22 protein-coding genes are annotated in these 23,482 nt (G+C 61.3%); 9 read left to right on the forward strand and 13 right to left on the reverse strand.

Going from position 1 to position 23,482, the window contains the following annotated elements; genetic code table 11:
* Positions 1-13: 13 nt before the first annotated feature.
* Positions 14-1,399 carry a glycoside hydrolase gene (locus N6G83_RS08205; protein ID WP_197819009.1) on the forward strand — a complete coding sequence of 462 codons (1,386 nt, stop codon included), beginning with the start codon at positions 14-16 and terminating at the stop codon, positions 1,397-1,399.
* Positions 1,400-1,416: 17 nt separating this feature from the next.
* Here N6G83_RS08205 and N6G83_RS08210 read toward each other — a convergent pair whose 3' ends face one another.
* A complete protein-coding gene (locus N6G83_RS08210) occupies positions 1,417-2,127 on the reverse strand; it encodes a MurR/RpiR family transcriptional regulator (RefSeq protein WP_025302506.1) in 711 nt (236 codons plus the stop codon).
* On the opposite strand from N6G83_RS08210, the gene N6G83_RS08215 reads away from it, so the two are divergent.
* A complete protein-coding gene (locus N6G83_RS08215) occupies positions 2,117-2,434 on the forward strand; it encodes a hypothetical protein (protein WP_127146172.1) in 318 nt (105 codons plus the stop codon). The genes N6G83_RS08210 and N6G83_RS08215 overlap by 11 nt on opposite strands.
* Positions 2,364-3,407 (forward strand): spermidine/putrescine ABC transporter substrate-binding protein PotD, encoded by a 1,044-nt coding sequence (potD, locus tag N6G83_RS08220; RefSeq protein WP_025302505.1) that lies wholly within the window; start codon positions 2,364-2,366, stop codon positions 3,405-3,407. The genes N6G83_RS08215 and potD overlap by 71 nt, the downstream gene beginning before the upstream one ends.
* A gap of 48 nt (positions 3,408-3,455) precedes the next feature.
* On the opposite strand, the gene cobB is transcribed toward potD, so the two are convergent.
* The 5 genes from cobB to lolC form a co-directional block, all read right to left on the reverse strand.
* Positions 3,456-4,292 carry a Sir2 family NAD+-dependent deacetylase gene (gene cobB, locus N6G83_RS08225; RefSeq protein WP_016928086.1) on the reverse strand — a complete coding sequence of 279 codons (837 nt, stop codon included), beginning with the start codon at positions 4,290-4,292 and terminating at the stop codon, positions 3,456-3,458.
* Positions 4,293-4,383: 91 nt separating this feature from the next.
* Entirely contained in the window at positions 4,384-5,301 is a 918-nt protein-coding gene (gene nagK, locus N6G83_RS08230) for an N-acetylglucosamine kinase (protein ID WP_197832163.1), read from the reverse strand.
* A gap of 53 nt (positions 5,302-5,354) precedes the next feature.
* On the reverse strand, positions 5,355-6,602 hold the full coding sequence (lolE, locus tag N6G83_RS08235) for a lipoprotein-releasing ABC transporter permease subunit LolE (protein ID WP_025302503.1): 1,248 nt from the start codon (positions 6,600-6,602) through the stop codon (positions 5,355-5,357).
* On the reverse strand, positions 6,602-7,306 hold the full coding sequence (gene lolD, locus N6G83_RS08240) for a lipoprotein-releasing ABC transporter ATP-binding protein LolD (protein ID WP_004941120.1): 705 nt from the start codon (positions 7,304-7,306) through the stop codon (positions 6,602-6,604). Before lolD ends, lolE begins: the two co-directional genes overlap by 1 nt.
* Entirely contained in the window at positions 7,299-8,501 is a 1,203-nt protein-coding gene (lolC, locus tag N6G83_RS08245) for a lipoprotein-releasing ABC transporter permease subunit LolC (RefSeq protein ID WP_004941116.1), read from the reverse strand. The genes lolD and lolC overlap by 8 nt, the downstream gene beginning before the upstream one ends.
* Before the next feature lie 38 nt (positions 8,502-8,539).
* Between lolC and N6G83_RS08250 the strand changes: the two genes are divergently transcribed.
* Together N6G83_RS08250 and mfd are read left to right on the forward strand one after the other, a co-directional pair.
* Positions 8,540-8,800 carry a hypothetical protein gene (locus N6G83_RS08250; protein ID WP_016928090.1) on the forward strand — a complete coding sequence of 87 codons (261 nt, stop codon included), beginning with the start codon at positions 8,540-8,542 and terminating at the stop codon, positions 8,798-8,800.
* Between the two features lie 10 nt (positions 8,801-8,810).
* Positions 8,811-12,284, forward strand: a complete 3,474-nt coding sequence (gene mfd, locus N6G83_RS08255; RefSeq protein WP_025302501.1) for a transcription-repair coupling factor — start codon at positions 8,811-8,813, stop codon at positions 12,282-12,284.
* 32 nt (positions 12,285-12,316) lie between these two features.
* Here the strand turns inward: mfd and N6G83_RS08260 are convergent, their stop codons facing one another.
* On the reverse strand, positions 12,317-13,417 hold the full coding sequence (locus tag N6G83_RS08260; protein WP_260515101.1) for a GGDEF domain-containing protein: 1,101 nt from the start codon (positions 13,415-13,417) through the stop codon (positions 12,317-12,319).
* Positions 13,418-13,615: 198 nt separating this feature from the next.
* On the opposite strand from N6G83_RS08260, the gene N6G83_RS08265 reads away from it, so the two are divergent.
* The gene (locus tag N6G83_RS08265) at positions 13,616-14,101 is read left to right on the forward strand and encodes a heme-degrading domain-containing protein (RefSeq protein WP_025302499.1); all 486 of its coding nucleotides are present in this window, start codon (positions 13,616-13,618) and stop codon (positions 14,099-14,101) included.
* A 232-nt stretch (positions 14,102-14,333) separates the two neighbouring features.
* Entirely contained in the window at positions 14,334-16,022 is a 1,689-nt protein-coding gene (gene dauA / locus N6G83_RS08270; protein ID WP_213928120.1) for a C4-dicarboxylic acid transporter DauA, read from the forward strand.
* A gap of 45 nt (positions 16,023-16,067) precedes the next feature.
* Here the strand turns inward: dauA and kdsA are convergent, their stop codons facing one another.
* From kdsA to hemA, 6 genes are read right to left on the reverse strand one after another with little or no spacing between them, the layout of a single operon-like run.
* Entirely contained in the window at positions 16,068-16,922 is an 855-nt protein-coding gene (kdsA, locus tag N6G83_RS08275; RefSeq protein ID WP_025302497.1) for a 3-deoxy-8-phosphooctulonate synthase, read from the reverse strand.
* Positions 16,923-16,980: 58 nt separating this feature from the next.
* A complete protein-coding gene (gene sirB1 / locus N6G83_RS08280; RefSeq protein ID WP_016928096.1) occupies positions 16,981-17,790 on the reverse strand; it encodes an invasion regulator SirB1 in 810 nt (269 codons plus the stop codon).
* Positions 17,787-18,188, reverse strand: a complete 402-nt coding sequence (locus N6G83_RS08285) for a SirB2 family protein (RefSeq protein WP_169541429.1) — start codon at positions 18,186-18,188, stop codon at positions 17,787-17,789. The genes sirB1 and N6G83_RS08285 overlap by 4 nt, the downstream gene beginning before the upstream one ends.
* A 41-nt stretch (positions 18,189-18,229) precedes the next feature.
* Positions 18,230-19,063 carry a peptide chain release factor N(5)-glutamine methyltransferase gene (prmC, locus tag N6G83_RS08290; protein WP_127146177.1) on the reverse strand — a complete coding sequence of 278 codons (834 nt, stop codon included), beginning with the start codon at positions 19,061-19,063 and terminating at the stop codon, positions 18,230-18,232.
* On the reverse strand, positions 19,063-20,148 hold the full coding sequence (prfA, locus tag N6G83_RS08295; protein ID WP_016928099.1) for a peptide chain release factor 1: 1,086 nt from the start codon (positions 20,146-20,148) through the stop codon (positions 19,063-19,065). The genes prmC and prfA overlap by 1 nt, the downstream gene beginning before the upstream one ends.
* 31 nt (positions 20,149-20,179) lie before the next feature.
* Positions 20,180-21,442 (reverse strand): glutamyl-tRNA reductase, encoded by a 1,263-nt coding sequence (gene hemA, locus N6G83_RS08300; protein ID WP_025302494.1) that lies wholly within the window; start codon positions 21,440-21,442, stop codon positions 20,180-20,182.
* A gap of 467 nt (positions 21,443-21,909) precedes the next feature.
* On the opposite strand from hemA, the gene lolB reads away from it, so the two are divergent.
* Together lolB and ispE are read left to right on the forward strand one after the other, a co-directional pair.
* A complete protein-coding gene (lolB, locus tag N6G83_RS08305; RefSeq protein WP_260515105.1) occupies positions 21,910-22,533 on the forward strand; it encodes a lipoprotein insertase outer membrane protein LolB in 624 nt (207 codons plus the stop codon).
* Entirely contained in the window at positions 22,530-23,396 is an 867-nt protein-coding gene (ispE, locus tag N6G83_RS08310) for a 4-(cytidine 5'-diphospho)-2-C-methyl-D-erythritol kinase (RefSeq protein ID WP_193402499.1), read from the forward strand. The genes lolB and ispE overlap by 4 nt, the downstream gene beginning before the upstream one ends.
* Positions 23,397-23,482: the final 86 nt, after the last annotated feature.

The following is a 23,482-nucleotide window of genomic DNA, read 5'->3' on the forward strand; positions in this document are numbered from 1 at the left end:
TGGGAGATATCGAATGAAATTAACCGTTCTCGGCGGCGGCGGCGTGCGTTCCCCGTTCCTCGCCAAATCCATCGCCTATAACGCCCATCGCATCGGCATTACCGAAGTGGTGTTTATGGATACCGATGAGCGCCATCTGGCGATCTACGGCGCCCTCGCGCAGGGCGTATTCCAGCGCATTCGCGGCGACATTGCTTTCAGCCTCAGCAGCGATCCGCGCCAGGCGCTGCAAGACGCCGATTACATCATCACCACCCTGCGCATCGGCGGCGAGGAAGGCCGCATCCATGACGAGCGCATCGCGCTCAATCACCAGTTGCTCGGGCAAGAAACCACCGGCGCCGGCGGCTTCGCCATGGCGATGCGTTCAATTCCGGCGATCCTCGACTATTGCCGCCTGATCGAGCAGGTTTCCTCGCCGGACGCGGTCCTGTTCAACTTCACCAATCCTTCCGGCATGGTGACCGAGGCGATCATCAAATCCGGCTTCCAGCGCCGGGTCTACGGCATCTGCGACGCCCCCAGCGAGTTTATCCGCGAACTGGCCGAGCTGCTGGACTGCCGCGAAGACCAACTGAGCGTCGACTGCTTCGGCCTCAACCATCTTTCCTGGTTCCGCAATGCGCGCGTCAACGGCGAGCCGGTCACGGAACAGTTGCTGGCGGATCCGCGCCTGTATCGCGATACCTGCATGAAATACTTCTCGCCGGAGCTGGTGGCGCTGTCGGACAATTTGATGCTCAACGAGTATCTCTACTATTACTACTACCGTGAGCAGGCGATCGCCGCCATCGTCGCGGGCGGCGAGACCCGCGGCGAACAAATCGCGGCGATCAACCGCCAAATGCTGTCAGAGTTAGGCGAGCTGGACATCCCCCACCAGTTGGAACACGCCTTCTCTGTCTACTTCAGCCATTATCTGCAGCGCGAAAACTCCTACATGCAGCGCGAGTCCAACCAGGGCAAGGTGAAAAAACGTGAGATGCTGACGCTGCAACAGTTTATCGAGCAGCCGGACAGCGGCGGCTATGCCGGGGTGGCGATCGACATTCTGGAGGCGGTCAACAGCGGCCGGCAAAAACGCGTGGTGGTATCGATGCAAAACCGCGACTCGCTCGATTTTCTGCACCCGGAAGACGTGATCGAAATCAGCTGCGAATTGAGCAGCGCCGGCATTCAGCCGGTCAAAATGCGCGATATTCCCGACACCCAGAAAAACCTGATTTCGCAGGTGAAAGAGTACGAACGGCTGGCGGTGGCGGCGATCCTGACCGGCAACCGCCAACTGGCCATCAAGGCGCTGATGGTGCACCCGCTGGTCAACTCCTACTCGCTGGCGAAAACGCTAGTGGAGGAGTACCTGCTGGCCCACCGTCAGTATGTCAGGCACTGGCGCTAAACGGTGCGATGCGGCCGTCAGCGGCCGCGTCGTTCAAACCAGGCGGTGATCACATTCTCGAATCCCAACAGACAGTGGCCGAAAAATGGGTTGGGGTAGTAGATATCGTGATCGTATTTTTGCCGATCCTCAAACAGAAAGGTCATATCGGCCTGCTGCGCCAGCGGGCTGTCGCCGTCGCCGCAGAAGGCCGCCAGCAGAATGTGATTACGCTTCACCGCCTCGCTCCAGCTCAGCGCCGAGCCGCTGTTGCCCGACTTTGAAATCACGATCACCATGTCGAAGCGAAAGCGCGTCTCGCGGTCAAGAATGTCGAAATCCGGCCACAGCGACAGGTAACTGTCTACGCCCAGCGTCATAAACTTGTTGTACATATACTGCGCCACCAGCTGTGAAAAACCGCTGCCGTGGATCAGGATCTTGCCGCTGTCGAGCAGATCGAGAAACTGCGCCTGCTGGGCCGGCGGTGCCGCCGACGTAGGGCGTTCCACCTGGTAGGCCGGCGCCATCGTCAGGTTGAACTTGATGAAATAGACCAGTTCGAGATAGCCGCGAAAGCCCAGCTTTTTAGCCAGCCGCACCAGCGTCGAGGGGGAACTGTAGCAGCGTGCGGACACCGCGCGGATGCCGTCGTCGATGCAGGCGTCCGGGTTGTCGAGAATGCAGTGCAAAATCGTCAGATCCGTCTTGCTGAGCTCCGCCTGGCTGAAGACCTGTTTGAAATTCATCGCCGCCCTCGTTTATTCGCCAAAATTATTGTTTCGCACGCGCTTCACCGCCTGTCCAGCGCGAGACACACAAATTGTGATGCGCTTTAAGCCGCCGAACCCCTTGATTTGCCAACGGGATAACCGCCTTTACCCACCCCGCCCCGGCCCCTATAATGGCCCCTTTCTGGGGTATGGCGCGGCCGAAAACGGCAGCCCATACGGGTTCGGCTCACTACTGCTGAAGGATACGCTGCATGAAAAAGTGGTCACATCTGCTCGCAGCCGGGATGATGGCGCTGAGTTTCTGCTCTGCAAACGCCTCTGACGGCAAGACACTGTACTTCTATAACTGGACTGAATACGTCCCGCCGGGGCTGTTGGAGCAGTTCACCAAGGAAACCGGCATCAAGGTGATCTATTCCACCTATGAATCCAACGAAAGCATGTACGCCAAGCTGAAAACCTACAAAGACGGCGCGTACGATCTGGTGGTGCCTTCCACTTACTTCATCGCCAAGATGAGCAAGGAAGGCATGCTGCAAAAAATCGACAAGAGCAAGCTCAGCCACTTCAAGGATCTCGATCCCACCCTGCTGAACAAGCCGTTCGATCCCAACAACGACTATTCCATTCCTTACATCTGGGGCGCTACTGCCATCGGCGTTAACAGCGACGCGCAAGATCCCTCTACCGTTACCGCCTGGGCCGATCTGTGGCAACCGCAGTACAAGGGCCGCCTGCTGTTGACTGACGACGCACGCGAAGTGTTCCAAATGGCGCTGCTCAAGCTGGGCTATTCCGGTAACACCACCGATCCGAAGGAGATCGAAGCTGCCTACCACGAACTGCAAAAATTGATGCCAAACGTGCTGGCCTTCAACTCCGACAACCCGGGCAACCCGTTTATGGAAGGGGAAGTCAACGTCGGCATGGTGTGGAACGGTTCGGCCTTTGTGGCGCGCCAGGCCGGCACGCCGCTGGAGATCGTCTGGCCGAAGGAAGGCGGGATCTTCTGGATGGACAGCCTGGCCATTCCGGCCAACGCGCGCAACGTCGAAGGGGCGCTGAAGCTGATCGACTTCCTGCTGCGGCCGGAAATCGCGGTGCAGGTGGCGGAGACCATCGGTTACCCGACGCCGAACCTGGCGGCGAAGAAGCTGCTGTCGCCGGAGATCGCCAACGACCCGTCACTCTATCCGGATAAGGCGGTGATTGAGCACGGCGAGTGGCAAAACGACGTCGGCGACGCCAGCACGCTGTACGAAAGCTACTTCCAAAAGTTGAAAGCCGGGCGCTAATACGCCCCGCCATCCCATCAGGGCGCGCAGTGCGCCCTGATGCCTTTCTCAGGGCCTGTCGGCCCGCGCCACCTTGCCCACCAGAAACTTGTGCACAAAACGCGGCACCACTTCACTGGCCAGACCGTAGTGTTTCTCGTCAAACTGGCTTTCCACCTGACTCGGCTCCAGGTTCAGCTCCATCGCATAGGCGCCGCCCAGCCGCGCCTCATGCACGAACCCGGCCGCCGGATAGACGTGGCCGGAAGTGCCGATGGCGACGAAGAAATCGGCCTTGCTCAGCGCCTGGTAGATGTCGTCCATGCCCAGCGGCATCTCGCCGAACCACACCACGTGCGGCCGCAGCGGCGCCGGGAACTGGCAGCAATGGCAACGATCGTCGACGCTGAGATCGCCGGGCCATTCGAACACCTGCCCCGACTGGGTGCAGCGCACCTTCAGCAATTCGCCGTGCATATGCAACACCCGCTTGCTGCCGGCGCGCTCATGCAGGTTATCGATGTTTTGCGTGACCAGCAGGAAGTTGTCTCCCAGCCACTCTTCCAGATCCGCCAGCGCGCGGTGCGCGGCGTTCGGGACGATCTCCTCCGTCTGCAGCTGACGGCGGCGTTCGTTGTAAAACGCCTGCACCAGCGCCGGATCGCGCTGGAAACCTTCCGGCGTGGCGACGTCCTCCACCCGGTGCTCTTCCCACAGCCCATCCGCGGCGCGGAAGGTGCGAATGCCCGACTCGGCCGAAATGCCGGCCCCGGTCAACACCACCACAAACGGCTTTTTCAGCTCTGCCGCCGCCATGGTGTCACGGTGAAAAATACGTGAACGAAAGCGCTGATGCAGCACATGCTTACTCTTGCGAAACTGACACAGCCGATGGCGAGTGTGCATTAACTCTCTCCTTACTTTTCCCTGTTTACCCTTCTTACTGGACGTTGCGGCGTTGTTGGCTGCATATATTCACGCCTGGCCGCAACGCCCATTACGTTGGGCGAGCCAAATTGAGAAACGCTGCGCCGCGCACGCCGCCGGCGTCGCCATAGCGCGCTTTCTCGATGCGCGGTAGCCGGGCCACCCGCAGCAGGTGAGCCGGCAGCCGCTGCGGCAACGCCTGATAAATGGCGTCGAAGTTCGACAACCCGCCACCGATCACCACCAGATGCGGATCCAGCACCGTCAGCAGGTTGCCCAGGCAGATCGCCAGCACGTCCATAAAGCGGTCGACGTGGGCCATCGCCTGCGGCTCACCCGCCTGATAATGCGCAATGATCTCGGTGGCAGGCAAGCGCCGGCCATAGAAATGGGCGTACATCCATTCGAAACCGCGGCCCGATATGTAATTTTCGATGCAACCCTGATGGCCGCACCCGCAGGCAACGCGAGGCACATCACGCCCCAGCACCTCGAGCGCGTCCACCGGCAGGCGCAAATGGCCGAACTCGCCGGCGATATAGTTGCGCCCAGGCACCGTCTTGCCGTCGACGATCAGGCCGCCGCCTACGCCGGTGCCGAGGATGATGCCCAGCACCGTCGGGTAGCGGCGAAACTCGTCGTCCCAGGCTTCCGACAGCGTAAAGCAGTTGGCGTCGTTATCGACCCGCACCTCGCGCCCGATCAGCGCCGCCAGATCGCGCGGCAGCGGACGCCCCATCGCCGCCGGCACGTTGGCGGTAAACAGCGTGCCGTCATCGTCGTTGGGCAGGCCCGGAATACCGATGCCGACGCTGCCGCGCCGGCCGCAAAACGCATCCGCCTCCAGGGTCAGATCGCACAGCGTGGCCAGCAGTTGCCGATAATCGTCGCGCGGCGTCGGCACCCGCTTTTGCCAAATGCGCCGCAGGTTGTCGTCGAACACCCCCAGCTCAATCTTGGTGCCGCCCATATCGAAACCGTAGTACATAACCCATCCCCAGGCTAAAAAAACGGGGCGGCATCGCTGCCTCCCCGTGGGTTTTATTGTCCGCTCAGCACCCGCGCCGGATCGATGCGGCTGGCGCGCCTCGCCGGATACCAACTGGCCAGCAGGCTCAGCACGATGGCGGTCGCCAGCACGATCAGCACATCCAGCCAGTGCAGCTCGGAAGGCAGGAAGTCGATGAAGTAGATATCGCCCGACAGGAAGGAATGGCCGACCAGTTTCTCGATGCCCCGGATGATGTTGGTCAGCTGCAGCGAGGCGATCACCCCGATCACCACGCCGCTCAGGCTGCCCAGCAGCCCGGCCAGCAGCCCGTACCAGATGAAGATGGCGCGGATAAAACCGTCTTTGGCGCCCAGGGTGCGCAGCACCGCGATATCGGCGCTTTTGTCTTTCACCGCCATCACCAGCGTGGAGACAATGTTGAAGCAGGCTACGCCGATCACCAGCACCATCGCCAGGTACATGATGGCGCGGATCATCTGGATGTCGCGATACATATAGCCGTACTTGCCGATCCAGCTTTTGATGTAGATATAAGAATTGGTCACTTCGCCGGCGTCGCGCACCAATTTGTTGGCGGCGAACACGTCGTTCATCTTGAGCGCGATACCCGTGACGCTGTCACCCATGTCGAGATACTGCTGCGCATCGGCCAGCGGCACCAGCGCCAGGCTGTGATCGAGCTGGCCGCTGAGCTGCAAAATGCCGGTCACATGCAGGCGAATGCGCTTCGGCTGCAGCAGCTTCATTTCCGGGTCGCTGTTGGGGATCATCACCGTGACATAGGCGCCCTGCTTGACGCCCAGCGCGTCGGCCACGCCCTTGCCGAGGATCACCTGCTGCTCGCCGGGCTTGAAGTTGGCCCAGGCGTCGCCCTGCACATACTGCGGCAGCGCGCTCAGCCGGCTCTCCTGCTGCGGATCAACGCCTTTGACTTCCACCGCGCGCAGCTGCGCGCCGTTTTCCATCAGGCCGGTAAAGTTGATGTACGGTGCGGCGGCCACAATGCCCGGCACCTTTTCCACCCGTTGCAGAATCGACGGCCAGCCGCTGAACGGCTGATTGACCGGTTCGAGTTCGCCATGCGGCACCACCGCCAGAATGCGGTTCTTCAGCTCGCGCTCAAAGCCGTTCATCGCGCTCAGGCCGACGATCAGCACCGCCACCCCCAACGCAATGCCGATGGTGGAGATAACCGAGATCAGCGACACCATGCCGCCGCGTTTACGGCCGCGGCTGAAACGCAGGGCCGTCAGGAAGGACAGTGAGGCTCCCGCCATTACTCGGCCCCCATCAGGGTCAGCTGCGCCTGCAGGTGGCCGTCGGCCATTTCCAGCTGGCGGCTCAGACGCTTGGCCAGTTGCAGATCGTGCGTCACCACCAGGAACGCGGTGCCCTGACGCACATTCAGCTCGCCCAGCAGATCGAAGATGCTGTCCGCGGTGCGTTTATCCAGGTTACCGGTCGGTTCGTCCGCCAGCACCAGCGCCGGGTTGTTGACCAGCGCACGGGCGATCGCTACGCGCTGACGCTCGCCGCCGGAAAGCTCGGACGGACGGTGTTTGCTGCGCTTTTCCAGCCCGACCGCCGCCAGCATCTCCCGCGCTTTCTCCTGCGCCTGCGCCGGTTTGGCACCGCCGATCAGCAGCGGCATGGCGGCGTTTTCCAGCGCGGTGAAGTCCGGCAACAGGTGGTGGAACTGATAGATGAAGCCCAACTGGCGGTTGCGCAGCTCAGCCTTGGCCGCCGAAGACATGGCGTTCAGCGATTCGCCCTTGAAAATCACCTCGCCGGAGGTCGGTGAGTCCAACCCGCCCAGCAGGTGCAACAGGGTGCTCTTGCCGGAACCCGAGCTGCCGACGATCGCCATCATTTCGCCCTGCTGCATAGCAAAGCTGACGTTGCGCAGCACGTCGGTGTGCAGGTTGCCTTCCTGATAGGTCTTGCACAGGTTGTCACACTGCAACAAAAGATGGTTACTCATAACGTAAAGCCTCAGCGGGTTGTACGGCGGCAGCGCGCCATGAAGGATAAAGCGTGGACAATAGGGAAACCGCCATCGCCACCACGGCGATGATCGTCACCTGCAGCGGATCGACCGCCACCGGCAGCGAAGCGCCGTCGATCAAGGCGCCGAGGATCGGCATCAGGTTATTCAGGTTGGTGGCCAGCAGCACGCCGAGCAGCGTGCCGAGCAGCGAACCGATGATGCCGGCGCTGGCGCCCTGCACCATGAATACCGACATGATCTGGCGGCGGGTCAGCCCCTGGGTCTGCAGAATGGCAACCTCGCCCTGCTTCTCCATCACCAGCAGGCCGAGCGACGTAATGATGTTAAACGCCGCCACCGCCACGATAAGGCTGAGCAGCAGCCCCATCATGTTCTTCTCCATGCGCACCGCCTGGAACAGCTCGCCCTTGCGATCGCGCCAGTCTTTCCAGACGGTGCCCGCCGGCAGCGCCTGTTGGCTGAGGGTATCGACCGTCAGCGGCTGTTGCAGGAACAGGCGCCAGCCGGTGATGTTGCCGGCCGGGTAACGCATCAGGCGCGAGGCATCCTGTTGGTTGACCAACAGCTGATAGCCGTCCACCTCGCTATTGGCATGGAAGGTGCCGATGAGGGTGAACAGGCGCTGGCTGGGGATGCGGCCCATCGGTGTGAACTGGCTGGCGCTCGGCACCATCACGCGCAGCGAATCGCCGCGCTTGACGCCCAGTTGCCCCGCCAGCTGTTCGCCGATGATGATGTTGTATTGGCCCGGCTGCAGCTGTTGCTGCTTGACGTTGACCAGATAGGGGGTTAGCGGATCGGCCTCGTCGGGATTGACGCCAAGCATCACCCCAACCGCCACGCTGCGGGCGCTTTGCAGCACCACGTCACCGGTGGTCAGCGGCGCAACGCGCGTGACGCCCTGCAGCTTCTGCACCTCGGAGGCCGGCAGCTGCTGCGGGTTGACCGATCCCTGTGGACTGGTGACCAACGCCTGCGGCATCAGGCCGAGGATGTTGTTCTCCAGATCCTTTTCGAAACCGTTCATCACCGACAGCACGGTGACCAACGCCATCACCCCCAGCGTAATGCCGATGGTGGAAAGCCAGGAAACAAACCGCCCGAAGCGGTCTGAGGCTCGCCCGCGCATGTAGCGCAGGCCAATGAATAACGCGACAGGTTGATACATGAAATCCGTTTGATAGCCGTGGCTTAAGCAAAGTGATCATGGATAATAAAGGCTCTCCCTCGTTTAGGGAACACCCGACGGCCTTTTATTGCGTGGCGGCGAAGAGGGAGACGGCGGCAGCTTCGCGCGTTATTTATCCTCAGCCGCAAAAAACAGACGGCATTAACCGGTTAAATAACCGGCAGAAAATTGATGAGCAGCGCTTTTTGCTGTGTCAGTTTGCCGGCCGCTGGGCTACTATAAACAGCATAAAGGCGCTGGGTTATCCGTGCCGGGACGCCATCCAACACATTGATTAAAGATACCTGAATGAGCACTTCCGATAGCCGTAACCGTTCTTCATCCCCTCGTTATTCTCTGCCCGATCGCGCGGGCGATCTGCGCCAACTGGGGCAACTGACCGGCGCGGCCTGTGCCGTGGAATGCGCCGAGATCGTAGAACGCCACCCTGGCCCGGTGATGCTGATCGCGCCGGATATGCAAAACGCCCTGCGGCTGCGCGACGAGATCCAGCAGTTCACTGACCAGATGGTGACTACGCTGTCCGACTGGGAAACCCTGCCGTACGACAGCTTCTCGCCGCACCAGGAAATCATCTCAGATCGTTTGTCGAGCCTGTATCACCTGCCGACCATGGCGCGTGGTGTGATCATTCTGCCGGTCAACACCCTGATGCAGCGCGTCTGCCCGCACGAATTCCTGCACGGCCACGCGCTGGTGATGAAGAAAGGCCAGCGCCTGTCGCGCGACAAGCTGCGCGCGCAGTTGGAACAGGCCGGCTACCGCAGCGTCGATCAGGTGATGGAGCACGGCGAATTCGCCACCCGCGGCGCGCTGCTCGACCTGTATCCAATGGGCAGCGATGAGCCTTACCGCATCGACTTTTTCGATGACGAAATCGACAGTCTGCGTATCTTCGACGTCGATACCCAGCGTACGCTGAGCGAAGTCGAGGCCATCAATCTGTTGCCGGCCCACGAGTTCCCCACCGACAAGAACGCCATCGAGCTGTTCCGCAGCCAGTGGCGCGAGCAGTTTGAGGTGCGTCGCGACGCCGAACACATCTATCAGCAGGTCAGCAAAAGCGCCTGGCCCGCCGGTATCGAATACTGGCAGCCGCTGTTCTTCAGCCAGCCGCTGCCGTCGCTGTTCAGCTACCTGCCAGGCAATACGCTGATCGTCAACACCGGCGATCTGGAGGGCGCCGCCGAGCGCTTCTGGCAAGACGTCAATCAGCGTTACGAAAGCCGCCGCGTCGATCCGATGCGCCCGCTGTTGGCGCCGGATACGCTGTGGCTGCGCGTTGACGCGCTGTTCGGCGAGCTGAAGGCCTGGCCGCGCATCGCGCTGAAAACCGATGAGCTGCCGGCCAAGGCCGGCAATACCAATCTGGACTACCATACCCTGCCCGATCTGGCGGTGCAGGCGCAGCATAAATCCCCGCTGGATAATCTGCGCCGCTTTATCGAAGGCTTCGACGGCAGCGTGATTTTCTCCGTCGAGAGCGAGGGGCGGCGTGAAACGCTGCAGGATCTGCTCGGCCGCATCAAGCTGGCGCCGGCGCTGATTCAGCGCCTCGATCAGGCGGAAACGGCGGGCCGTTACATGATGGTCGGCGCCGCCGAACACGGCTTCCTCGACGGCCTGCGCCGGCGGGCGCTGATCTGCGAAAGCGATCTGCTCGGCGAGCGCGTCAGCCGCCGCCGGCAGGACAACCGGCGCACCATCAACACCGATACCCTGATCCGCAACCTGGCGGAGCTGCATCCCGGCCAGCCGGTGGTGCACCTGGAACACGGCGTCGGCCGCTACGTCGGCCTGACCACGCTGGAGGCCGGCGGCATCAAGGCCGAGTACCTGATCCTCTCCTACGCCGGTGAGGACAAGCTGTACGTGCCGGTGTCATCGCTGCATCTGATCAGCCGCTACGCCGGCGGCGCGGACGAAAACGCCCCGCTGCACAAACTGGGCGGCGACGCCTGGACGCGCGCGCGGCAGAAAGCCGCCGAGCGGGTGCGCGACGTGGCGGCCGAGCTGCTGGATATTTACGCCCAGCGCGCCGCCAAGGCCGGTTTCGCCTTCAAACACAACCGCGAGCAGTACCAGCTGTTCTGCCAGAGCTTCCCGTTCGAAACCACGCCGGATCAGGAACAGGCGATCAACGCGGTGCTGAGCGACATGTGCCAGCCACTGGCGATGGACCGCCTGGTGTGCGGCGACGTCGGCTTCGGCAAAACCGAAGTGGCGATGCGCGCCGCCTTCCTGGCGGTGGAAAACGGCAAGCAGGTGGCGGTGCTGGTGCCGACGACGCTGCTGGCGCAGCAGCACTTCGACAACTTCCGCGATCGCTTCGCCACCTGGCCGATCCGCATCGAGATGATGTCGCGCTTCCGCAGCGCCAAAGAGCAGCAACAGGTGCTGGACGACGCGGCCGAAGGCAAAGTGGACATCATCATCGGCACCCACAAACTGCTGCAGAGCGATCTGCGCTGGAAGGATTTGGGGCTGCTTATCGTCGATGAAGAGCACCGCTTTGGCGTGCGCCACAAGGAGCGCATCAAGGCGATGCGCGCCGATGTCGATATCCTGACGCTGACCGCCACGCCAATCCCGCGGACGCTGAACATGGCGATGAGCGGCATGCGCGATCTGTCGATCATCGCCACTCCGCCGGCGCGCCGCTTGGCGGTGAAGACCTTCGTGCGCGAATACGACAGCCTGGTGGTGCGCGAGGCGATCCTGCGCGAAGTGCTGCGCGGCGGCCAGGTTTACTACCTTTACAACGACGTGGAAAACATCGAGAAAGCGGCGCAGCGCCTGGCTGAGCTGGTGCCTGAAGCGCGCATCGCCATCGGCCACGGCCAGATGCGTGAACGCGATCTGGAGCGGGTGATGAACGATTTCCACCACCAGCGCTTCAACGTGCTGGTGTGCACCACCATCATCGAAACCGGCATCGATATCCCCAGCGCCAACACCATCATCATCGAGCGGGCCGATCGCTTCGGCCTGGCGCAGCTGCATCAATTGCGCGGCCGCGTCGGGCGTTCGCACCACCAGGCTTACGCCTATCTGCTGACGCCAAACCCGAAAGCCATGGGCACCGACGCCCATAAACGGCTCGAGGCCATCGCGTCGCTGGAAGATCTCGGCGCCGGGTTCGCGCTGGCAACCCACGATCTGGAGATCCGCGGCGCCGGTGAACTGCTGGGTGAAGACCAGAGCGGCCAAATGACCACCGTCGGTTTCTCGCTCTATATGGAACTGCTGGAAAGCGCCGTCGACGCGTTGAAAAACGGTCGCGAACCATCGTTGGAAGATCTCACCAGCAGCCAGACCGAGGTAGAACTGCGCATGCCGACGCTGCTGCCGGAAGACTTCATTCCCGACGTCAATACCCGTCTGTCGCTGTATAAGCGTATCGCCAGCGCGAAGAACGACGGTGAGCTTGACGAGTTGAAGGTCGAACTGATCGACCGCTTCGGCCAGCTGCCGGATGCGGCGCGCAACCTGTTGCAATGCGCGGCGCTGCGCCTGCATGCGCAGAGGCTGGGGATCAAACGCATCGAGAGCAACGAGCGCGGCGGCTTTATCGAGTTCGGCGACAACAACCGCGTTGACCCGGGTTATCTGATCGGCCTGTTGCAGGGCAATCCGCAGGTTTACCGCCTGGACGGCCCCAGTAAGCTGAAGTTCACGCTCGATCTGGCCGATCGCCAGAAACGCCTGACGTTCACCGAAGAGCTGCTGAACGCCTTCCGCGAACACACGCTGGCCGCCTAAGGCAACGCCCCCGTCGCTCCGACGGGGGCGGCTTATCCGCGCGGAAAACCGGCGCCCAGTGGCGCCAGCTGCATCACGCGGCTGGTCACCACCCGGTTTTTGCCGCTGCGCTTCGCCTCGTACAACGCTTCGTCGGTCATGGCGATCGCCTTGTCCAACGTCATGCCGGGCAGATACAGCGACACGCCGATGGACATCGTGATGTGCGCTTCGTCGTGTGCATTCAGCAAGAACGTCGAACTTTCCACCGCGCTGCGAATGCGCTCCGCCACCCCGCCGATGACCTGCGGATCGTAGCTGGCGGTGATCACCATAAACTCCTCGCCACCGTAGCGCCCGACGAAGTCCTCGTTACGCACGCTGTTTTGCAGCAGCCGGCCGACGCTGGCCAGCAGCACGTCACCGGCCGGATGACCGTAGGTATCGTTGATGCTTTTAAAGTTATCCAAATCGAGGATCATCAACCCGCACGGGCGGCGCTCGGCACGCTGCAGCATCAGCTGATAATCGACGCTGGCGCGGTTGTTGATATGGGTCACACTGTCGGTCGTGGCACGCGCACGCATCGCGAAATAGGCGTAGATGTGGCGCTCTTTGAAATTCAGCGCATGATAGCAAATCGCCAGACAGAGCGCGGAAACCGCCTGGTACAGCAACACATCCGGCCACAGCCCGCTCATGTCCACCAGCAGCCACACCACCGCGATGCGATACAGCGCGATAATGCCGATCGTCAGGTAAAACGCCCGGTGGGATTTTTTCAACCACACCTGCGACAACAGCAGCGGCGCGATGATCGAGGCGATGAACAGGTTATCGACGGTGAAACCGCCGGTCAGCGCCATGGCGAACAGAAAACTCACCAGTCCGCTGACGCCGCCGCCGAAGAACGTCACCAGTATCATCGGGATCATCGCAAAGCTGTAATGTACCTTATCGGTCAACACCAGCCGATCCTGACTCAAATACAGCACCGCCACCCCGGCCAGCAGGCCGAACACGACGCGCTTCCACAGTGCGGAACGGTAGGAAAACGGGACATTCTTGCTGAGAACGAAATAGCTTACCGACAGCGTGGCATAGGTGATGCAAGCGTCGCTGTAAAGGATAGAAATGGACGCAATGTAAGTCATAAATAGTCAGCGCGCTCCTCGGGATCGCCAGGGGTAATGTAAAGACGTTGAATAACGCATCCCTGTCGTCTCCGCTTCGGCGGCGGCCATTTTACACAGTCTATTAATAGAGTAGCAGTTCTATCTTATCGCCAAGCCGTCTATCTCACGATGCTCGCTTCAGGCTACTCTGTCCTTTGTATATCGGGGGAGAAACGCATGAATATCGACGATGAACTGCAGGCGCTCAGCGAACAGGAAGCGACGCTGGCCTTTACCCATTTTGACGCCACCACCGCCTGGGAGCTGGGCGCGGCGCTGAAAACCGCCGCCGAGCGACGCGGCCTGAGCATCGCCATCGAAATCCAACTGGCCGGGCAGACGCTGTTTTATTACGCCATGCCGGGCGCCACGCCGGACATCGCCGACTGGGTGCGGCGCAAGCGCAATCTGGTGAACCATTTTCACAAAAGCTCGTACGCCATCGGCCTGCGTCTGCAGCAGCGGCAAACGTCGCTGGAGGAGCGTTACGGGCTGAGCGTGCGCGACTATTCGGTGCACGGCGGCGCCTTCCCGCTCACCCTGACCGGCCTCGGCTGCGTCGGCAGCATCAGCATTTCCGGCGCGCCGCAGAAGGAAGATCACCAGCTGTTGGTAAGCACTTTAGCCCACTTTCTCGGCTTATCCCTACCCGCTCTGCACTAACCGCCAAAACCTTGATTATTCCTTTCTTTTTCAGCCGCAGAATCTGCGGCTTACTTACCTCTTAACGGCATTTAGCGCCGGATAAAACGACGACTCTCTGATTTCCTGTGCCAAATTGACGCAGGTCTGGTAATCCGCTGAACAAAAGGCGTATGGTATCTGTCACGTGACAAGACGGACCTCATCGGGCCCGCCATTCCTTTCACTTTTGAAGATTTGGTACGCACCGTAGATGAAAACGCATGAAATAAACAAAATTCGCCCCTTCAGCGCGCTGATAGATGCCTGCTGGCGGGAACCTTATAGCCTGGCGCGGTTGCTGAAAGACGCCATCGCCGGGGTGACGGTCGGTATTATCGCCATTCCGCTGGCGATGGCGCTGGCGATCGCCAGCGGCGTGCCGCCGCAGTACGGCCTGTATACCGCCGCCATCGCCGGCATCGTCATCGCCGTCAGCGGCGGTTCGCGCTACAGCGTCTCCGGCCCCACCGCCGCCTTCGTGGTGATCCTCTATCCGGTCTCGCAGCAGTTTGGCCTGGCCGGCTTGCTGGTCGCCACGCTGATCTCCGGGGTATTTCTGCTGCTGATGGGGCTGGCGCGCTTTGGCCGGCTGATCGAATACATTCCGCTGCCGGTGACGCTGGGCTTTACCTCCGGCATTGCCATCACCATCGCCACCATGCAGATCAAGGACTTTTTCGGCCTGCAGCTGGCGCACACGCCGGAAAATTACGTTGGCAAGCTGTACGCCCTGCTGCAGGCGCTGCCAACGCTGGATCTCGGCGATACCCTGATCGGCGCCGTGACGCTGCTGATCCTGATCTTCTGGCCCAAGCTCGGCCTGCGGGTGCCCGGCCACCTGCCGGCGCTGCTGGCGGGCACCGCGCTGATGGGGCTGCTGACGCTGTTTGACCACCCGGTGGCGACCATCGGTTCCCGCTTCAGCTACCTGCTGGCCGATGGCAGCAGCGGCCAGGGCATTCCGCCGATCCTGCCGCAGCTGCTGCTGCCCTGGGATCTGCCGGGCGGCGGCGGGCAGCCGTTCACCCTGAGCTGGCAAACCGTTTCCGCCCTGTTGCCGGCGGCATTTTCGATGGCAATGCTCGGCGCGATCGAGTCGCTGCTGTGCGCAGTGGTGCTCGACGGCATGACCGGTAAGAAGCATAACTCGAACAGCGAACTGATCGGCCAAGGCGCGGGCAACATCATCGCGCCGTTCTTCGGCGGCATCACCGCGACCGCCGCAATTGCCCGTTCAGCGGCCAACGTGCGCGCCGGCGCCACCTCGCCGGTGTCCGCCATCATCCACGCGCTGCTGGTGCTGTTGGCGCTGCTGGTGCTGGCGCCATGGCTCTCTTATCTGCCGCTGGCGGCGATGGCGGCGCTGCTGTTGATGGTCGCCTGGAACATGAGCGAGGCCCACAAGGTGGTTTACCTGCTGCGCCGGGCGCCGAAGGACGACATTCTGGTACTGCTGCTGTGCATGTCGCTGACGGTGCTGTTCGACATGGTGATCGCCATTACCGTGGGCATCGTGTTGGCGTCGCTGCTGTTTATGCGCCGCATCGCCCGCATGACGCGGCTAAGCGAACTGAGCGCCGATGACGGCCGCCTGGTGCTGCGAGTGAATGGCCCGCTGTTCTTCGCCGCCGCCGAGCGCATCTTTAGCGAACTGCTGACGCGCAGCGAAAGTTATCGCACGATCGTGCTGCAATGGGATGCGGTGTCGGTGCTCGACGCCGGCGGTCTGAGCGCCCTGCGTCGCTTTATCGACGTGCTGCCGGCGGACAAGAAACTGGTGATCACCGACGTGCCGTTCCAGCCGCTGAAAACCCTGGCGCGCGCGCGGGTGCAGCCGATCGAGGGCCGCTTGCAGTTCTATCCGACGCTGCCGGAAGCGCTGGCGGCCACCGGCGCCTAAACGTAAAAAAGCCCGACAAGTCGGGCTTTTTTTGGCGATGAACGCTTAGTTGCTGGTATCCAGCTCCGGGAAGCTCTTCACCAGGTCGTCGATGGCTTTCATCTGCGCCAGGAACGGCTCCAGCTTGTCCAACGGCAGCGCGGAAGGACCGTCGCACTTGGCGTTGTTCGGATCCGGGTGCGCTTCGAGGAACAGGCCGGCCAGGCCAACCGCCATGCCGGCGCGCGCCAACTCGGCCACCTGAGCGCGGCGGCCGCCGGACGCGGCGCCGAACGGATCGCGGGTCTGCAGCGCGTGGGTCACGTCGAAGATCACCGGATGGCCGCCGGTCACGTTCTTCATCACGTTGATGCCCAGCATGTCGACCACCAGGTTGTCATAACCAAAGTTGCTGCCGCGATCGCACAGGATCACCTGGTCGTTGCCGCCTTCTTTGAATTTGTCGACGATGTTGCCCATCTGCCCCGGGCTGACGAACTGTGGCTTCTTGACGTTGATCACCGCGCCGGTTTTCGCCATCGCTTCCACCAGATCGGTCTGACGCGCCAGGAAGGCCGGCAGTTGGATCACGTCAACCACTTCAGAAACCGGCTGCGCCTGCGCCACTTCATGCACGTCGGTGATGATTTTCACGCCGAAGGTTTTCTTCAGCTCTTCGAAGATCTTCATCCCTTCTTCCAGGCCCGGACCGCGGTACGAGTGGATGGAAGAACGGTTGGCTTTGTCGAAAGAGGCTTTGAATACGTAAGGAATGCCCAGTTTTTGCGTCACGGTGACGTAGTGCTCGCAGATGCTCATCGCCAGATCGCGCGATTCCAGCACGTTCATACCGCCAAACAGCACAAACGGCAGGTCGTTTGCTACGTCGATGTCGCCAATGCTAACCACTTTCTGTTTCATGCTTTCGCCTTTGTTAAGGTTGTAACCGTCGCCTTGCAAACTGCACGGAGTCATTGAATTAATGCAGCGTCACCTGTTTCGGCTCAATCGAGTGGATCTGTACTTTGATCACTTCGCTGACCGGGTCTTCAGGACACTGCTCGACAAAATAGTTGAGATCGGAAATCGCGATGTGGTTGCACTCCAGCTGGGCATAAATCAGCCCGCGGTCGCGGATCTCGTAAGGATCTTCCGGATCGAAGCACAGCACCGTTTCGCTGGTGCGCAGCGCCATTTCCAGCTGCTTTTCTTCCATCAGGGCGGCCTTCAGCGTATCCAACATCTTGCGCACCACCATGATGTTCTCCGACTCGTCGAGGTCGTCGTCTTCCAGTTCGGCGCCCAGCCCCAGGTTGCCCTTGATCCACACTTCCAGCTGGTGCTCGCTCAGGGTTTCGCCGTTCAGCGGGTTGATCAGCCACAGCTCTTCGTCCAGCCAATCGGCGCGCAGGATCAGCTGAGTGGGGAAAATCACCGGCAACAGCGGCAGATCCAGCGCGTTGGCGATGTGCAGGAAAATGGTGCCTAGCGAGACCGGCGTGCCCTGCCGCCCTTCCAGCACCTTGTCCAGCCAGATGGCGTCCGACAGGCGGTAAACGCCGCTGGCGCCGCCGAACCCCCAGGTTTTGTAGAACAGTTCGATGAGCGCATCCAGTTGCTGCTCCTGAGTGATATCGACCGGCACCGCCGCACGCGCTTCATCCACCAGCTGTTGCAGCTTGCGCTCCACGTCGGCAGCGGGAAAATCGCGCCGCACCGACTGCGACACCAGGATCACCCCTTCGCTCAGCGGCGAGGTGTTAAATTCAAAATCAGCAATGCTACTCATAGGTATCCCATCAGAAACGGTATTTTCGTCGTGGCAAGTTTAATTATCAGATACAGACAGCCCAACGCCAGCATGAACGCCACGGTTCGCAGCCGCTGACTTTTGGTCTTCTTGCCCAATGCGACGTAGCCAAGCAGGATATAGATAATAACGCCAAACAGCTTCTCGGTCAGCCATGAGTCCATACCCAGCAGCGGATAAAACCCGAACGTCACCACCAACGCGATGCCGCTGACGAACAGCAGCGTGTCATTCAGGTGCGGCGCTACCTTGACCCAGCGGCGGCCCATGATCGGCGAGCGGCGCCACTGCCAAAAGAAACGCAGCACAAACAAGGTAATACTGATGGCGACCGTCAGCAAATGGAAATGTTTCAACGCGGTGTATGCAGTCATGATGCTCCCTTAAATGGCCCGGGCGTCGTTATTATGAGTGGCGCTTATCCCGGCCATTGGCCGAGCGTCACGCGGTCGTTGTCGCCGTAATCACGGTGGGTGGCGACAGCGGAAAATCCGGCGGCCTGCAGCAGCGCGCGCACGCTCTCGCCCTGCTGCCAACCATGTTCCAACAGCAGCCAGCCCTGCGACTGCAAATAATGCGGCGCCTGGCGCACGATGGCGGCCAGATCCGCCAGCCCGTGCTCGGCGGCAACCAGCGCGCTACCGGGTTCAAAGCGCACGTCGCCCTGCGACAAATGCGGATCGGCGGCGTCGATATAGGGCGGATTGCTGGCGATCAGCGCGAAGCGTTGCCCCGCCACCGGCGCAAACCAGCTGCCCTGTAGAAATCGGACGTTGTCGATCTTCAGCTTGTGCGCATTGTGCTGCGCCAGCGCAACCGCCTCCGGCTGCACATCGATGCCGATAGCCGAACAATCCGGGCGCTCACTGGCCAGCGCCAGCGCGATGGCGCCGGTGCCGGTGCCAAGATCGAGGAAATGGCAGGGTTGCGGCGGCAGGCGCGCCAGCGCCAGTTCCACCAGGCATTCGGTATCAGGGCGTGGGATCAGCGTCGCCGGCGAGACCGACAGCGGCAGCGACCAAAACTCGCGCTCGCCCACCAGATAGGCCACCGGCTCACCGCGTTCGCGGCGCGCCAGCAGCGTCTCCAGCTGCTGTTGCTGCGGCGGCGTCAGCAGGGTTTCCCCGAACGCCATCAGGAAGGTTCTGGCCTTGCCGGTCACGAAACCCAACAGGATTTCCGCGTCGCGCCGGGCGCTGTCGCTGTGGGTCAAACGCGCGGCGGCGGCTTTCAGCCAGTATTGATAATCCATCACTCTTGCTCGGCGGACAGCGCAGCCAGCTGATCGGCCTGATACTCCTGCACGATCGGCTGGATCAGCATGTCCAGTTTGCCTTCCATCACTTCGTCCAGACGGTAGAGCGTCAGGTTGATGCGGTGGTCGGTTACCCGCCCCTGCGGGAAGTTGTAGGTGCGGTTGCGGTCGGAACGATCGCCGCTGCCCAGCAGGTTGCGGCGAGTGGACGCCTCGGCCTGCTGGCGCTTGGCCATCTCGGCGGCGCGAATGCGCGCGCCCAGCACCGACATCGCCTTGGCTTTGTTTTTGTGCTGCGAACGTTCGTCCTGGCACTCCACCACGATGCCGGTCGGCAGGTGGGTGATGCGGATCGCCGAGTCGGTGGTGTTAACGTGCTGGCCGCCGGCGCCGGAGGAGCGGAAGGTGTCGATTTTCAGATCGCCCGGGTTGATGTCCGGCAACTCGGCTTCCGGCACTTCCGGCATCACCGCCACGGTACAGGCGGAGGTGTGGATGCGCCCCTGGGATTCGGTTTCCGGCACGCGCTGCACGCGGTGCCCGCCGGATTCAAACTTCAGCTGACCGTACACGCCGTCGCCGGAAACTTTGGCAATCACTTCTTTGAAACCACCGTGTTCGCCTTCGTTGGCGCTCATCACCTCGACACGCCAGCGGCGGCTTTCCGCATAGCGGCTGTACATGCGGAACAGATCGCCGGCAAAGATCGCCGCCTCATCGCCGCCGGTGCCGGCGCGCACTTCGAGGAAGCAGCTGCGCTCGTCATCCGGATCTTTCGGCAGCAGCAACACCTGCAGCTGCTGCTCCAGCGCTTCACTGGTCGCCCGCGCCTGTTTCAGCTCTTCCTGCGCCATCTCGCGCATTTCCGGATCGTCCAGCATCATTTCCGCCGTCTCCAGATCCTCCTGCACCTGACGCCATTCCAGGAAGCAGCGGCTGACGTCGGTCAGCTGCGCGTATTCTCGCGACAGCGCGCGGAACCGGTCTTGCTCGGCGATGACGCCGGCATCGCCGAGCAGCGCCTGCACTTCTTCATGGCGCTCTTGTAACGCTTCCAGTTTGGCAACAATAGAAGGCTTCATGCGTGGTAATAAACCCTGTTAATAGAGAAAACTAATGCTGATCCAGCCCGAGGCTGTCGCGTAATAACTGCAACCGCTCCACGTCGCCGTCGCCGGCGGCCTGCTGGAGGGATTTGGTAGGGGCATGAATAAGACGGTTGGTCAGTTTATGGGCCAGCTCGTGAATAACCTGCTCCACGTTGGCGCCCTGCGCGATGGCGGCCAGCGCTTTGGCCTCCATTTCCGCGCGAATTTGGTCAGCCTGCGAACGGTAGTCGCGGATGGTTTCCACCGCGCCCTGCGAACGCAGCCAGGCCATGAAGTTGATGCTTTCCTGCTGCACGATCGACTCCGCCTGCACCGCCGCCGCTTTGCGCTGCGCCAGGTTGCTTTGAATGATGGCGTGCAGATCGTCCACGCTGTACAGATAGGCGTTGGCCAGTTTGCCGACTTCCGGCTCGATATCGCGCGGTACGGCGATATCCACCAGCAGCATCGGCTGGTTGCGGCGCGCCTTCAGCGCGCGCTCCACCATCCCCTTACCGATGATCGGCAGCGGGCTGGCGGTGGAGCTGATGATGATGTCGGCGTCCGCCAGGCGTTCGTCGATCTCCGGCAGGGTGATCACTTCTGCGCCCACCTCGTCCGCCAGCAGCTGCGCGCGCTCGCGGGTGCGGTTGGCGATGATCATGTGCCGCACTTTGTGTTCGCGCAGGTGGCGCGCCACCAGCTCGATGGTTTCACCGGCGCCCACCAGCAAGACGTTGAGATCGGCCAGCGATTCGAAGATCTGCCGCGCTAGGGTACAGGCAGCAAACGCTACGGAGACCGCGCTGGCGCCGATTTCGGTTTCGGTGCGCACGCGCTTGGCGACGGAGAAGGATTTCTGGAACAGACGCTCCAGCTCGCCGGACAGCGACTGGCCGCGTTGCGACTCGGCGAAGGCCTTTTTCACCTGGCCGAGGATCTGCGGTTCGCCCAATACCAGTGAGTCCAACCCGCTGGCCACCCGCATCAGATGGCTGACCGCGTCGTTGCCCTGATGCCAGTACAGGCTTTTCTTCACCTCTTCCGGGCGCAGGTTGTGATATGCGCACAGCCAGGCGACCAGCTGCTCGTGCATGTGTTCCTGTTGCTCTACGCTGAGGTACAGCTCGGTGCGGTTGCAGGTGGACAACACGACACCGCCCTGCACCAACGGTTGTTGGAGCAAGCTGGTCAGCGCCTCATCGATGGACTCTGGCGAGAAGGTCACCCTTTCACGCAGAGAAACCGGAGCGGTTTTGTGATTTATACCTAACGCCAGCAGGGTCATTGCTTCGAGTAATACTTATCTTGGTACGGGTTCTCGTTGAACGGCATTCTACTTGATGCGCGGGATCAATAAAAGTAACAACCGCATCTTCCGTTCAATCGCTGTCATAGATGACATCAATTAATGAATAAGCAATAAATACAGCGGGATAAATAGTCATAGGCTAGGTTGATTGCTTAAATTTTAGCGCAGTTTGCGATAACGCGCACGCTATTCGGCGTACGCAACGGCGGCGTTTGCGCAACTCCGGCACCGCTTATCGGGCGCGCCTCCCCGCCTTTAGGCGATTGTGTTACGCTTAATGGCGACCCCGACGCGCGTAACGGGTTGGCATTGCGCCGGCAAAAGCGGAAAGATTCAACGCGATGCAGCAAAAAATTGACGCGCCGCCGCCGCCCCGTTAGCGTGAGCGCTGAATCCGGGTTTCATCGCGCATGCCCGCAAGGACAAAAGGACAAGAGAAAGTTATGCCAATACGCAAAGTTAGTTTGCTCCGTCTGATCCCGCTGGCCAGCCTGGTGCTGGCCGCCTGTACCACCACTAAGCCGACCGGCCCGGCCACCAGCCCGACTTCACCGCAGTGGCGCGCCCATGAGCAGACGGTGCAACAGCTCAGCACCTATCAGACCCGCGGCTCCTTCGCCTACTTGTCTGATCAGAAAAAAGTCTACGCTCGCTTCTTCTGGCAGCAGTTTTCGCCGGAGCGCTACCGCCTGCTGCTGACCAACCCGCTGGGCAGCACGGAAATGGATCTCAACGTGCAGAAAAACGTGGTGCAGCTGACCGACAACCAGGGCAAACGCTACGTCAGCGACAACCCGGAAGAGATGATCCGCAAGCTGACCGGCATGGCGATCCCGCTGAACAACCTGCGTCAGTGGATGGTCGGCCTGCCGGGCGAAGCCAGCGATTTTGCGCTGGATGACCAATATCGCCTGAGCAAGCTGACCTACCAGCAAGGCGGCCAGACCTGGAAAGTGGATTACCAGGGCTACAGCAACGAGGTGCAGCCGACGCTGCCGAACCGCCTGGAGCTGCAGCAGGGCGACCAGCGCATCAAGCTGAAGATGGATAACTGGGCGCTCAAATGATCCGCCAGTGGCCCTCCCCCGCGAAACTCAACCTGTTTTTGTACATCACCGGCCGCCGTGAAGACGGCTATCACCTGTTGCAGACGCTGTTCCAGTTTTTGGACTACGGCGATACCCTGACCATCGACCCTCGCCAGGACGACCGCATTCATCTGCTGACGCCGGTCGACGGCGTTCCAGACGAGCAGAACCTGATCGTGCGCGCCGCCCGCCTGCTGCAGCGCTATTGCGATGAACGCGGCCTGCAAACCGCGCCGCGCGGCGCCGACATCAGCATCGACAAGCGCCTGCCGATGGGCGGCGGTTTGGGCGGCGGTTCCTCCAACGCCGCCACCGTGCTGGTGGCGCTGAACGAACTGTGGCGCTGCGGTCTTGGCGACGACCAACTGGCAGCGCTGGGGCTCAGCCTCGGCGCCGATGTGCCGGTGTTCGTGCGCGGCCACGCCGCCTTCGCCGAAGGCATCGGCGAGCGCCTGCAGCCGGCCGAGCCGCAGGAAAAATGGTATCTGGTGGCACATCCTGGCGTCAGCATCCCGACGCCGGTTATCTTCGGCGACCCCGAATTAAAAAGAAACACCCCGGTTCGCTCCTTAAGTGAGCTGTTGCAGGCGCCGTACGCAAATGATTGCGAACCGATCGCAAGAAAACGTTTTCGCGAGGTTGAACAGCTTCTTTCATGGCTGTTAGAATACGCCCCGTCACGCCTGACTGGCACAGGTGCTTGTGTGTTTGCTGAATTCGACACAGAAATCGCCGCCCGTCAGGTGTTAAATCAAGCCCCGGAGTGGTTGTGTGGTTTTGTAGCGCGCGGCGTTAACGTCTCCCCACTACATCGCATTCGTTCCGGGCGGTTTGAGTCGTAGCTCAACGTTTCGCTGCGCAGGGTCATGCACACCTGGCCCTGTTATCCCTGCGCTGCCTGCGGTCTCAATTTTAGTTTTACATACCC

The organism is Serratia sp. PL7 (assembly GCF_945957435.1).